Origin of the sequence: Flavobacterium limnophilum (assembly GCF_027111315.2) — a bacterium.
In the GTDB taxonomy this organism is placed as follows: Bacteria; Bacteroidota; Bacteroidia; order Flavobacteriales; family Flavobacteriaceae; genus Flavobacterium; species Flavobacterium limnophilum.
On record NZ_CP114289.2, the window covers coordinates 619,188 to 631,450 of the forward strand.

Genomic DNA, 12,263 nt, shown 5'->3' on the forward strand with positions numbered 1-12,263 from the left:
AACTATTTTTTTTATGAAAGAAGAAATTAACGCTTATAATAATATTTTAGAATTAATAGGGAATACTCCCCTTATTAAACTAAATAAAGTTACCGAAGAATTAGAAGGAAATTTCTATGCTAAAGTAGAGGCTTTTAATCCCGGACATTCCACCAAAGACAGGATTGCTTTATTTATACTTGAAGAAGCCGAGAAGAGAGGAATTCTTTCTCCGGGTGATACCATTATAGAAACTACATCCGGAAATACTGGGTTTAGTTTGGCAATGGTAAGTATTATCAAGGGCTACAATTGTATTTTGGCAGTTACTTCAAAATCTTCCAAGGATAAAATTGACATGCTTCGCAGTTTAGGTGCCAAAGTATATGTTTGTCCGGCACACGTTTCCGCTGATGATGAAAGGTCTTATTACAGTGTTGCCAAGCGTTTGCACGAAGAAACCAAAGGTTCTGTTTATATCAACCAGTACTTTAATCAACTCAATGTTGATGCCCATTACAAATCTACCGGACCGGAAATTTGGGAACAAACAAACGGTAAAATAACACACCTTATCGCTTGTAGCGGAACAGGTGGAACCATTTCAGGAACTGCAAAATACTTGAAAGAGCAAAATCCAAACATCCGAATCTTGGGAGTGGATGCTTTTGGTTCCGTATTGAAAAAATACCACGAAACTAAAGAATTTGACAATAAAGAAATTTACCCATACCGAATTGAAGGTTTAGGGAAAAACTTGATTCCATCGGCCACTGATTTTGACGTTATCGATCAATTCATGAAGGTTACCGACGAAGAAAGTGCCCACGCCACCAGAGAATTAGCCAAAAGAGAAGGTCTTTTTGTTGGATATACTTCAGGAGCGGTGCTTCAAGCGATCAGACAATATTCCGAAGAAGGCGAATTTGACAAAAACAGTAATGTAATTGCCATTTTTCCTGATCACGGTTCCCGTTACATGAGCAAAGTGTTTAGTGATGACTGGATGAACGATCAAGGTTTCTTTGACAGCATCAACGAAGAAGAAGCACAAAAAATCGAGTTTATAAAATAAATTGAGAATTTAAGTATCAATAATAAGTATAAAAAAATCCCTTTTGATAGTCAAAAGGGATTTTTTTTGTTTAAAGTTTTTTATTTAATTCAACAATTCGGGATTAGTGAGAATTAATTCTATTTTTTTGATAATGATTGTAATTTGACTCATTTGCGCTTCGATGTTTCTGAAAAAGAGGCTAATATCTCTATTTACCCAACTGTCAGATATCACCCTGGCACCAAGGCTAATTCTTAAAACTGCACTTTCAATGTCATTGCCGTATTTTACATCAACAGCTTGTCCTATATGACATTTTTGGGCAGCCAACCTAATAATTTCTAAAGGAGAATCTTCAAATTGATCGGATAAATCAGAATTTAATAAGGTGTAGATTTTTTTAACTTTATCAACCGATAAAACTTCATTGTTTTTAAGAATAAAGAAAGGGAAAATGGTACGGATGTTTCTTATTCCAAATTCTTTACTAGTATAACTATTGGTTTTGGTTTCATCACCATAAATTGGTTCTAAAAAAGAGGCTTCTTTTATAGAGTCTTCAACAAAATTGCAAAACATTTCTATGCCCATATTTCGGTATAGAATGGGGGTTTTATAGTAGCGATCCATTTCAACTATCGCAGCATTCCAACGCATATAAGAACCGTAATTATATCCATCGGATAAATCATTTGAACAAAACCAGGAAATGGGCCAATCGGAATGATTGTAGTATTGGGTTAAGCCTGCTGGCAAAGAGTTTTTTACAGAATGAATTACTTTACTGACTCTTTTAGGAAGTAATAATGCTCCTGAATACGGAGGACCTGTAAAGTATTTGCTGCCTGTTATGGTAACAATATAGCCTTTGTTTAAATAATTTTGAATGTCTTTTGGATCTAATCTGAGTTGGGATGCATCCACAACTATTTGTATTGATAAGTTAGCGAGCGTATTCAGTCTTTTAATTAATTCGTCACTGGGTGATTGGTATCCTAATTTGGATTGATCCATAGTGTGCAAAACAATATGCCTGCCTTGTTCATTGGTTTTGTGAATGGCATCATAAACTTCTTCGTCTAATTGTTTTGAGGATTTTAACGCGCCGTTTTCATCTCTGAAAGGGATTTTGATCAGGTCGACATCCCTGAATCCTTCAATTTTGTCTCCTTTTTTAACAGGGAAATTTAGAGCTGTCGTGTTTTCAAAATGGCATCCTTTTAATGCCGAAGGTACGCCACTGCCTGTTTCATCCGATGCCACCAAAACATGTGTAATTTCTTTATTGGAGAAAATCTGGGTAATCGCTGCTATTTGCAGAGAAGAATCGGTGCCTGATGGCGAAAAAATTATTTCCGATTCTTCATTGAGTCTAAATATTTTTTTAAGGTTATTTTTTAATAATTCAGAGAAATCAATAGTGGCGTTTTTGAATCCATTTTTCAAGCTGTTTCTTATTAATATGCTTCTAATTTTATCGGTTTTGTCGAAAGCAAAATTGGAAACGCTGGTTGCAGTCGATGAGGAAAATGTAAACGCATCGGGTCTTGGAAATGGTCGGCAACCGTATTTGTTAAGCAAATCAATTTCGTCAATATTTAATCTAAGATCACCACCGTCCATTAATAAATATTCGGTTGGTTTAGCCAGATTTTTAACAATGGTTTTCCAAGTTTTTTTAAATATTTTATTGGTGTTGTTTACTCCGTGTAAAGCTGTTAGTTCTGTATGGTTTAATAAAGTTTCAACACTAAAATCTGTATCGTTTTTAATTAAATTCAGTAAAAAAAAATCGAGGTTTTCTAATTTCTCTTTGTCATCTTTTGGTAATAATTTATAGAATATCTTTGTTACTTCAAGTGCTGCCAAATCACATAAAGCAGTATCGTATTTTTCGCTATTCAAGGCTTTATACCAAAGTTGCCATTCAATACCATATCTTAAATAAACTAATGCCAATGCGGGTTTGTTCAAAAAAGAAGTGCCAATTATAATAGATTTGTTGGGTACAATTTTAAAAATATAAGGTTCACTTGTAGAAGTGATGATATTTATATTGTTTATTTTTGGTACTGTATTGAATCTTTTTAAAACGCGAACTAAATAATTCACATTTTCTTTTTCAAACAAACTCGTTCTTTTATATTGATTTTCAATAAGTATGTTATTTGTCATAGGTGTTTTAATAATTTATTGGTTTAAATTAATTAGTTCTTCTTTGCCAAAAGAGGAACAATCAGCACATTTTGAGTGATTTCCGATACCAGCAATTAGTTTGAAACATCTTTTGCATTTGTACCAATCTTTGTCAAATTCGAAATTACCACCATCTATAGTTATAGATTTACCTTCTACAAAGGCCTGTCCAATTTTTTTTAAAGCACTATTGTAAATCCTTGTTAGTGTGGGTCTCGAAACTTCCATCCGATCAGCAGCTATGTCTTGTGGGAGATCTTCATAAATAACTAATTTAACGGTTTCATATTCTTCATATTGCATAATGATAGGTGTGGTGTCACAAAATGCAATTCCAAATGGTTTAAAACCTTGCATTTTGGGTGGATTGTCAATTTTTCGTTTCTTTTTTGGGCGGGACATCTATCAATTTTCGAGCAAAGATAATGAACTTGCGTTCATAACAAAAGGATTAATATGTTATTTTAAAAAAATATCTGCTAGACTTGTTAGCTAAAGTTTTGCCGTTTTTCTTTTATCGTACTTTATTAGGAAGAGATTTATGAATTCGATTTCATAAAATAATTTGACGTTATCAGATATAAAAAAAGCCCCTTTTAGATTAAAAGGGACTTTTTAATAATTCAATCTTAATTGTGATTACTCTTCCATGGTGTGATACACGTTCATCACGTCATCATCTTCCTCGATTTTCTCTATTAGTTTTTCCACGTCGGCCATTTCGGCTTCTGTCAGTTTTTTTGTGATTTGCGGGATTCTTTCGAAGCCTGAAGAAAGGATTTCAATTTTTCTGCTTTCCAATTCTTTTTGGATGGTTCCAAAGCTGCCAAAAGGAGCATAAATCAGGATGCCATCTTCGTCTTCAAAAACTTCTTCGGCACCAAAATCGATTAATTCCAATTCCAATTCTTCTGGGTCTATTCCACCGGCGGGAATACGGAAGTTACAGGTATGGTCAAACATGAATTCTACCGAACCTTGGGTTCCAAATGTTCCGTTGCATTTGTTGAAATAGCTTCGGATATTGGCTACCGTCCTGTTGTTGTTGTCCGTGGCGGTTTCCACCAAAATTGCGATTCCGTGTGGTGCATAGCCTTCAAACAAAACCTCTTTATAGTTGGCGGTGTCTTTGTCGGTTGCTTTCTTGATGGCGCGTTCCACGTTTTCTTTAGGCATGTTTACTGCCTTGGAGTTTTGGATAACGGCTCTTAATCTGGAGTTGGCTTCAGGATTTGGTCCGCCTTCTTTCACGGCCATTACTATGTCTTTTCCAATTCTGGTAAATGCTTTGGCCATTGCCGACCAACGTTTCATTTTTCTACCTTTTCTGAACTCAAACGCTCTTCCCATTTCTAATTATTATTTTGAACTGCAAAAATACAGTTATTAGTTATTTTTACAACTATTTTTTTAATCAATCGGCACGTATTTGGCAATAAAATTATCGCCGGTTACATTCCAATTGTTGATACTGTTGGATCGTTCCACATTGAACTTGTTGATTGTCTTATTGTGGTTTCCCACTTCTGCATTCATTTGGGTAACCAATTTATTAAAATTGTCGATTTCTTCCTTCGATCTGCTGTTGGCCGCTTTGTTGTCCATCGTTTTTTTGCTTTCCTGAAACTTCTGGTTCAACATCAAGAAGGAAACGGCATTTGGACTTAATTCAAGCGCTTCTTTCTTGCTGAATTCCAGTACTTTTTTGGTGGAATTTACCAGAGCCATATCGTTTTTATAAGGCTTGAAAGTTTTTAGTTTTTCCAGACCTTCGTTCGCATATTGTTCCAAGGCATTGCTGTTTTGTTGAATCCCGCTCATATCATTGTTTTCGATGGCTTTCAACAAAACCGATTCGGTGAAATTGACCTTAAAAAATATCAAATACAATTGGGTATGATTTTCGAAAACTTCATTGGAAATTTTCATTTTTTTGCCCAATTCGCTGGTATCTTCCCCAATTTGGATGTTGTATTTATTGGCGAATATTTTTTGGTTGGCATTCAATTTATCGATTTCGGCATTGATTTTTTCATTGACCAAATCTCTTGTCATAATGAAGGCTTCCATATAATCATAAGATTGGTCGGCCACTTCCTGCATGTCGATAATTTTCTCGTATTCCTCATTGATTTGTTTCTCGGAAATAGAAAAATAGGCCAGCAATTGGTTCTTGTATTCCACATCGCCTTTGTAGCCGTCTTTCAAGGCTTCTATTTTTTTGGTGGCATTTTGTATGCTTTTCACCAAGGATTTTCTGGTGGCATCGATTCGTCGGGCGTTTTTGGTGTGGGCAACCGTTGTGGTGTATTTCCAGGTGGAGCGGGAGATTGTTCCGGTTTCTTTGCCGATGTAATTCAGGTAATCAACGGGTGTTTTAAAATCTTGGGCATTGGAAATGATCGCAAAAAAGAGCAATAGAAACGAACTTAGGGCAGTTTTCATAAAGGTTATTTTTTTAAATTATTGAAGTCGTTAAGTATGGCCACGGCTTCTTCTAGATAAGGATTGGTTTTCAGGTCCTTGATTTTGGAAGTGTTGCTTTCCTGCTGAAAAGGGTCGAACTGCAATTTGTCCAAGTCGTAAGAATTGTTCGTTATGATGCAGCTGGTTTCCGTTGCCGTGATTTTTTTGACTTTTTTCCAAAGCGCGTCAATTTCGTGAACATCTTTAAAGACGTCCTTGAAGGCTAGTCGAAGTGGTTTTTTTTGATTGTTGTACAACGCATTGATTTCCTGGTTGGCGAAAATGATTTCGTTGAATCGGGCATTGTTTTTCGATCGGGCATTGCTTTGTGCTATCAATGTTGGATAATAATCTTTTTTAAAGGCATTAAACTTGGCCTTGGTATTGATTTTGTCATATTTCAAGGCGGTTTTGTAACTGTTTTCCCGTTGAACGATGCTGTCATACAATATGGGAAGCGCGATATCCGGAACAACTCCTTTTATTTGGTTGCTGTCGCCGGTGATGCGGTAGAATTTTTCCAGCGTGAGTTTTACAAAATCCTGCTGGTTTCCGTCCAGGGGAACGATGGATTGCATCGAAGCCTTGCCCAAGGAAGTGCTTCCAACAACAATGGCTCGATTGTAGTCCTGCATGGCGGCGGCAAAAAACTCGCTTGCCGATGCCGAGTTGCCATTGATTAGAATAACAATTGGTCCAAAATAAGACACGCCCCGACTGTAATCTTTCAGGATGGTGTGCTTGCCTTTGTTGTTGACCAAAACCGAAACGGGGCCAAAATCGATGAACATACCGGCCAATTTTATGGCTTCTTCCATCGAACCGCCACCGTTATTTTGCAGGTCGATGATCAATCCTTGAATGTTGTCGTTTTGGAATTTTGTAATTTCCTTGGCCACGTCATCGGCACAGCCTTGGGCACTGAATCCGTCAAAATCCGAATAGAAATTGGGGATGTTGATGTAGCCTATTTTGGTTTCTTTCTCGGCAATGAAGCTGTAAACGGTATTTGCAGTGGCCTTCATCACTTGTTTTTTGAGCAGAATCGGCAGGATGTTTCCGTTTTTCTTCTGGATGGTCAACTCGATTTGTTCATTGGCATCCGAAAAAATGAGTTCGCCAATTTTCTCCAAAGGAGCGCAAGAAACCAAATATTCTTCGCCTTTTTTGTTGGAAACCTTTAGAATCACGTCGTCTTTTTCCAGTTTTTTGGACTTGTCAGCCGGGCCACCGGGAACAATTTCCGAAACTACAATTTCTTCTTTTTCATTCAGCGTCACGTTGAGTCCCAACGACAAACCGCTGGTGGACAAACTCGACATGAAACTGGTTTTGGCATCCAATGAAAAGTAGTTGGTGTGTGGGTCGAAATAGGCGCAAAAAATATTCAGGAAATCATTTTGAAGATCGTAACCCAATCCTTTTTGGCTGCCCAGAATACTGTTTAATTTGCACAAATAGGTTTCGAATATTTTGGCTTTTGCCGTTTTTTCGAGTTTTGCAAAATGGGGTGCGAGTGAATCCAGGTTGGAACCCAGTTTCGAAATGTCTTCCAGAATGTCAAAGCGAACCCTCTTTTTCCAGACGCGTTCAAAATCGGTTGCGACCAAATCAAAAGGGAAGTTTTTCTTGGAGAATTTAACCGTGTCCTTGGCATTGTAATCCAAGACTTCATTTTGAATTTTTTCGAGCACTTTTTTCTTTCTTTCCAATGCCAATTGGTACATCGAAACAAAATCGTCCATGAAGGAGCAATCGTTTTTTAAAATATAATTATCCAGCAACAGCCTGTGTTTGCAGAGTTTTTCGTATTCTGTTTTGGTAAATAAATTGCGATTGGCGTCCAAACCGTCCATAAAAGTGTCAAAAACGTAAACCGAAAGGCTGTCGTTTACAGGTTTGGGTTGAAAATGCTCTTGTTGTACCAAAGCATTTATTTTTGAAAGTATTTCACAAGTCTTGGCGCTATTTTGACCCAATAGTGAAAATGTCGTCAAGAACAATATCAGTGAAAATTTCTTCATTTGCTGGTTTTATTTATAGCAATTTAGCTACATACGAAGCTAAAGAAAAATACAACACAGATTCCATAAATTTTCACCAATTCAAAAAATAGTATAAAAAATAATCTGTGTCAATTTGCAGGGGATTCGCATTTAAAATTATCAGACACGAATTGCACAAATTAACACAGATTTTATTGTTTGTTAGCATTGGATTGTCACTTATTTTTACCAGTTTTATGAATTTGGGTAAAACTTTTTTTAAAAGCAAATGCCCTGGTCAATTTGTGAAATCTGTGTCAAAATTTTTATTTCTTGTAAAAAGGCAATTTTACCACCTTGGCAGGTACGTCATTTTTTCGGATTCGGATGAAAATGGTGTTGTCTATGGCGCTGTTTTCGGTGGTTACATAACCCATTCCAATTCCGACATTCATCGATGGCGACATGGTTCCCGAAGTCACGATACCTATGACGTTGCCCGAAGCATCCACAATTTCGTAATCGTGTCTTGGCACGGCGCGTTCCTGCATTTCGAAAGCGACCAATTTCTTGGAAACTCCCGCTTCTTTCTGCTTTTTCAAGTTCTCGGAATTGGTAAATTCTTTCGTGAATTTGGTAATCCAGCCCAATCCGGCTTCCAATGGCGAAGTCGTGTCGTTGATGTCGTTTCCGTACAAACAGAATCCCATTTCCAGACGCAAGGTGTCGCGGGCGGCCAAACCAATCGGCTTGATTCCGAATGCGGCACCGGCTTCAAAAACCTTGTTCCAGATTTGTTCCACTTCGTCGTTTTTGCAGTAAATCTCGAAACCTCCCGATCCGGTGTAACCCGTTGCCGAGATAATCACGTTCTCGATTCCCGCAAAATCGCCCACTTCAAAATGGTAATAGGCAATCGCCGACAAATCTACCGAAGTCAAGGCTTGCATCGCTTCCACGGCTTTTGGTCCTTGAATGGCCAATAAAGAATAATCGTCCGAAAGGTTTTTCATTTCCACGCCCAAATCGTTGTGTGATGAAATCCAATTCCAGTCTTTGTCTATGTTCGAAGCGTTTACGACCAACAAGTATTGTTCGTCCTTCATTTTGTACACCAATAAATCGTCCACGATTCCGCCGTCGTTGTTCGGCAAACAGGAATATTGCGCTCTTCCGATGGTCAAGGTCGAGGCATCGTTCGAAGTCACTTTCTGGATCAAGGCCAAGGCATTGGGACCCGTCAACAAGAATTCGCCCATGTGGGACACGTCAAAAACGCCCACGGCATTGCGAACCACCTCGTGTTCGGCATTGACGCCTTCGTATAAAATAGGCATGTTGTATCCGGCAAACGGAAGCATTTTGGCTCCCAAACTCTCGTGTATGTGCGTCAGCGCAGTATTTTTCATCTTGGTTTGTAATAAAATTTGAAGTGGCTAATTTATTGATTTTATTCGGTGTGGCAAAGGGTTTTTGAGGGGCATTTTGGGATGCTGTTTTGTGACGTGCCCATACAGTAGGGATTAGTTTTGGCCGCTCTCGTTTGTGCTGCTAGGTCGGAGACGCTCGCAAGGAAAAGCTGGTTTTTAGGATGGTTTGTTTTTTGCTCAAGACATCGTAATCGGACAAAGTTGCAACGGATATCCTGAAAAGAGCGTTTAGAAAAATTTAAAACTTTTGGCATTTTTTAGGGTACCACAGCCATACAGTATCCATATAGTATTCATACACTTGCGCCATCTCCAGAGTAAGCAAAGCTGGTTTTTTAAGATAGTGTCTTTTTTAAAGTAAGTCTTTGTTTGTGAGGTGTTTATTTTTTTTTATTTTTCAATTTCAACAAATCCATTTAGAAAATTTTCCAACTCATTTTGGATACTGTCAAAATATTGTTGACTGGTATAACTTAATAATTGAACTGTGCCATTTGGACTTGAATAATAATATCCAAAGTAAACAAATTTAATTCCCTTAATAGTTCCTTGAAATGTTAAGCAAAGTATTTTTTTATTGTTTACAATTCTATATTCTGCATTTGTTTCTTTAACATCCACTGATGCTTTTTGAGCATTCAGTAAGGCAATTTGTCTCATGTTTTCAAGGCTGATTTGGGTTTTTTCTGTAACCATCATTGCATAACCTTCTCCGGATTTTAGATTAAACCTATATTCGGGCGTTTTTTCATTGTCTTTATGAGGAGAGAAAGTCCATTTGGAAGGATTCATAAAGACACCAACATTGAAATTTGTACTTTTTACTAAAAATGTTGCTTGACTTGTTTTGATGAATTTATTTTTATTTGTTGTCAATGAGTCAGTTGAGGTCGAATTGGTGTTATTGTTGTCATCGGAATATTTCCAAGTACCATTGTCAAACAGAACTACTTCTCGTCCATTATCAGTAAGAGCTTTGGTTTGAGAAATTGCACTATTTGAAATAGCTAAAAGGCAAAGCATTAAAAAAAGTTTTTTCATATTTTGTTGTTAAAATGTACGTGATTTGTGTTCGGATTAAGATAAAGCAGATTTTGGTTTCTTTTTTATATCACTAATTTAGCCGTTTCTTTAGCTATTCCAATGGTTGCTATTGACCCACTATTAAATCTCAAAAAGTCGGATTCAATTCCATCGCTGAAAATTACGCCACTTGTTGGCATTAACGATTCAATGGTCAACTTGTTTTCTGTTTTTATGATTCCTGCTGTTATTCCAATTTGTGTTCTTATACTTTGAAAAGGCTCTCTAACGGCAAAAAGTAATTCATTTTCATTGAGTTTTGGTCTTTTTGGTTTCAAATTTTTTTCAAATAATCCCGTGATTCCATACGACATGTTAAAGATGGAACTTAACCAACCCGTTGCGCCAGCTGAAGTAGAAACTATTAAACCACTCGATGATTGTTCCTCAATATTATTGTTGAAAGCTATTTTATATTTGGCAGAAATATGGGTTGATGCCCCAATAAACAAATCATTGAAAGCCAAAAGGCGTTGGCCGTCATTGAGCTTTGCTTCCGCAAAACGCATTGTTTTTGAATGGTATTGATTCGTGATTACATTTTCAACGCCACCTATAAAAGTATTCGTGTCGAATGGAAGCAAGACACCATCGTATCTTTCTTTGTCTGGATTTACGGCAATAATCGGGAGGTTTTTAGAGTATTTGGCGGTGTTTGCCACAAGCCCATCTTGTCCAATAACAATGATTAATTGGTTTTCTGAAAAAATAAAGGATGAAACAAAATTTCTTTCCACGATTTTGTTTTTGATGACTTTTGACAGCTGTAGTTGCAACGATTGCAATGAGTTTTGAAAAATTTCATTTTCAATTTCGTAATCGTTGAAGTTTCCTCCAAGTCTTTCAATATAAAATTTTGCTTGCGCTTTGGTATTAAATCTTTCGATTAATACTTCCAATCGTGTTTTGTTTTTTACAATTATCGCATATTCAATATTCATCTTTTTTTATTTCTCGTTCAACAAAGAATCCAATAAATCGGGACTTATGTTTAAGTTTCCAATTTTATCGGCATTTTCTGCCAACTGTCTAAAAGCAAGTGAAATATTGAATTTCGGGTCAGGATTATTGTTCAAAGCCGTCAATATTTTCCAATCGATATCTTTGTATGGTTTCAAAGTTGCCTCAATCACATAACCTTGGGTTTCCGCTTCTATTTTGTCATTTTCTGTTTTCTCTTCGATTAATAGTTTTCTTTGATTTTCCACAGAAATATCAGCTTCCAATTTCATTTCCCGCAACTTTCTGTCGTTTTCGGCCTTTATAACTTCCGATTCCATTTTCTTTTCCGTGATTTGCTTTTGCTTTTCTTCAATAGCAATTTCAGTATTTAGTTCGGTTTCCTTAATTTTTCTTTCTTGCTCTACGGCAAAATTTCTTCTTTCATAAATGGCTTGATCCGCTTCCTGTTGCAATTTTTCCCTGGTTTCGGTTTCCAATGCTCTCGACATTTCTGGAGTTGCCGATATTGCCAAAATATTGGCTCCCAAAATTTCTATTCCCAGCATATTTATGGCGGTAGAATTTTTCAATCCTTCAATAATACTTTCTTCAATCGTTTTTGCCGAACGGATGGCGTCTTTTAGTTTTATCCCATGAATAAAAGAAGAAGTTGCCGTTTGGGCCTCATTGATTAGTCTTTGGTTGAGTTTTTCAATATCGTTCTTTTTGTATTGTCCATTATCTTGAACAGTAAAATCCAGCACATCCGACAATGTTTTAGGATTTGTAATTTTATAGCTTATTTGTCCTTGAATTGTAACCGTTTGATAATCGTTAGTTGATTCACTGAATATAAATGGCAAATCATTACTTCCCATTGGAATGGCTACAATGGAACTATTTGGCGAAAAATAGAAAAACGAAAGTCCACGACCTTCTCTTTTTATGTTTCCATTTTTAAAATGCAAAACATAAGTCATTGCATCAAATTTTATGTGTTTAAATCCAAACATATATATTTATTTTAGTTTTTATATTCTTTTTTATTTTATTCAAAACTAATGATTTTACTTACAGAAACCTAATAATTCAAGAAATAAATTATTGATAATCTGTTATTGTTAC

General features: G+C 36.6%; 10 protein-coding genes. 1 reads left to right on the forward strand and 9 read right to left on the reverse strand.

Annotation, left to right across the window (positions count from 1 at the left end):
• Positions 1-13: 13 nt before the first annotated feature.
• A complete protein-coding gene (capA, locus tag OZP13_RS02580) occupies positions 14-1,054 on the forward strand; it encodes a cysteate synthase (protein WP_281298547.1) in 1,041 nt (346 codons plus the stop codon).
• A gap of 84 nt (positions 1,055-1,138) precedes the next feature.
• Here capA and OZP13_RS02585 read toward each other — a convergent pair whose 3' ends face one another.
• The 9 genes from OZP13_RS02585 to OZP13_RS02625 all read right to left on the reverse strand — a co-directional run bounded on the left by OZP13_RS02585 (position 1,139) and on the right by OZP13_RS02625 (position 12,151).
• A complete protein-coding gene (locus OZP13_RS02585) occupies positions 1,139-3,211 on the reverse strand; it encodes a hypothetical protein (RefSeq protein ID WP_281298548.1) in 2,073 nt (690 codons plus the stop codon).
• Positions 3,212-3,226: 15 nt separating this feature from the next.
• On the reverse strand, positions 3,227-3,589 hold the full coding sequence (locus OZP13_RS02590; protein ID WP_281298549.1) for a DUF134 domain-containing protein: 363 nt from the start codon (positions 3,587-3,589) through the stop codon (positions 3,227-3,229).
• Positions 3,590-3,871: 282 nt separating this feature from the next.
• A complete protein-coding gene (locus tag OZP13_RS02595; protein ID WP_281298550.1) occupies positions 3,872-4,582 on the reverse strand; it encodes a YebC/PmpR family DNA-binding transcriptional regulator in 711 nt (236 codons plus the stop codon).
• A gap of 60 nt (positions 4,583-4,642) precedes the next feature.
• Positions 4,643-5,677 carry an LIC11966 family surface protein gene (locus tag OZP13_RS02600; RefSeq protein ID WP_281298551.1) on the reverse strand — a complete coding sequence of 345 codons (1,035 nt, stop codon included), beginning with the start codon at positions 5,675-5,677 and terminating at the stop codon, positions 4,643-4,645.
• Positions 5,678-5,682: 5 nt separating this feature from the next.
• Positions 5,683-7,722 (reverse strand): carboxy terminal-processing peptidase, encoded by a 2,040-nt coding sequence (locus tag OZP13_RS02605; protein WP_281298552.1) that lies wholly within the window; start codon positions 7,720-7,722, stop codon positions 5,683-5,685.
• Between the two features lie 287 nt (positions 7,723-8,009).
• Positions 8,010-9,092, reverse strand: coding sequence for a glycine cleavage system aminomethyltransferase GcvT (gene gcvT / locus OZP13_RS02610; RefSeq protein ID WP_281298553.1), 1,083 nt, complete (start codon positions 9,090-9,092; stop codon positions 8,010-8,012).
• Positions 9,093-9,503: 411 nt separating this feature from the next.
• Entirely contained in the window at positions 9,504-10,154 is a 651-nt protein-coding gene (locus OZP13_RS02615) for a hypothetical protein (RefSeq protein WP_281298554.1), read from the reverse strand.
• A gap of 65 nt (positions 10,155-10,219) precedes the next feature.
• Positions 10,220-11,137: an NAD(+)/NADH kinase gene (locus tag OZP13_RS02620; protein WP_281298555.1), complete on the reverse strand. Its 918-nt coding sequence runs from the start codon at positions 11,135-11,137 to the stop codon at positions 10,220-10,222.
• A 6-nt stretch (positions 11,138-11,143) separates the two neighbouring features.
• Positions 11,144-12,151 (reverse strand): SPFH domain-containing protein, encoded by a 1,008-nt coding sequence (locus tag OZP13_RS02625; RefSeq protein WP_281298556.1) that lies wholly within the window; start codon positions 12,149-12,151, stop codon positions 11,144-11,146.
• Positions 12,152-12,263 lie beyond the last annotated feature (112 nt).

Bases quoted from the DNA above. Each gene is read 5' to 3' on its own strand.
- OZP13_RS02625 (WP_281298556.1), bottom strand. From the start codon at position 12,151: ATGTTTGGATTTAAACACATAAAATTTGATGCAATGACTTATGTTTTG.
- OZP13_RS02585 (WP_281298548.1), bottom strand. From the start codon at position 3,211: ATGACAAATAACATACTTATTGAAAATCAATATAAAAGAACGAGTTTG.
- OZP13_RS02595 (WP_281298550.1), bottom strand. From the start codon at position 4,582: ATGGGAAGAGCGTTTGAGTTCAGAAAAGGTAGAAAAATGAAACGTTGG.
- OZP13_RS02600 (WP_281298551.1), bottom strand. From the start codon at position 5,677: ATGAAAACTGCCCTAAGTTCGTTTCTATTGCTCTTTTTTGCGATCATT.
- OZP13_RS02615 (WP_281298554.1), bottom strand. From the start codon at position 10,154: ATGAAAAAACTTTTTTTAATGCTTTGCCTTTTAGCTATTTCAAATAGT.
- OZP13_RS02605 (WP_281298552.1), bottom strand. From the start codon at position 7,722: ATGAAGAAATTTTCACTGATATTGTTCTTGACGACATTTTCACTATTG.
- capA (WP_281298547.1), top strand. From the start codon at position 14: ATGAAAGAAGAAATTAACGCTTATAATAATATTTTAGAATTAATAGGG.
- OZP13_RS02620 (WP_281298555.1), bottom strand. From the start codon at position 11,137: ATGAATATTGAATATGCGATAATTGTAAAAAACAAAACACGATTGGAA.
- OZP13_RS02590 (WP_281298549.1), bottom strand. From the start codon at position 3,589: ATGCAAGGTTTTAAACCATTTGGAATTGCATTTTGTGACACCACACCT.
- gcvT (WP_281298553.1), bottom strand. From the start codon at position 9,092: ATGAAAAATACTGCGCTGACGCACATACACGAGAGTTTGGGAGCCAAA.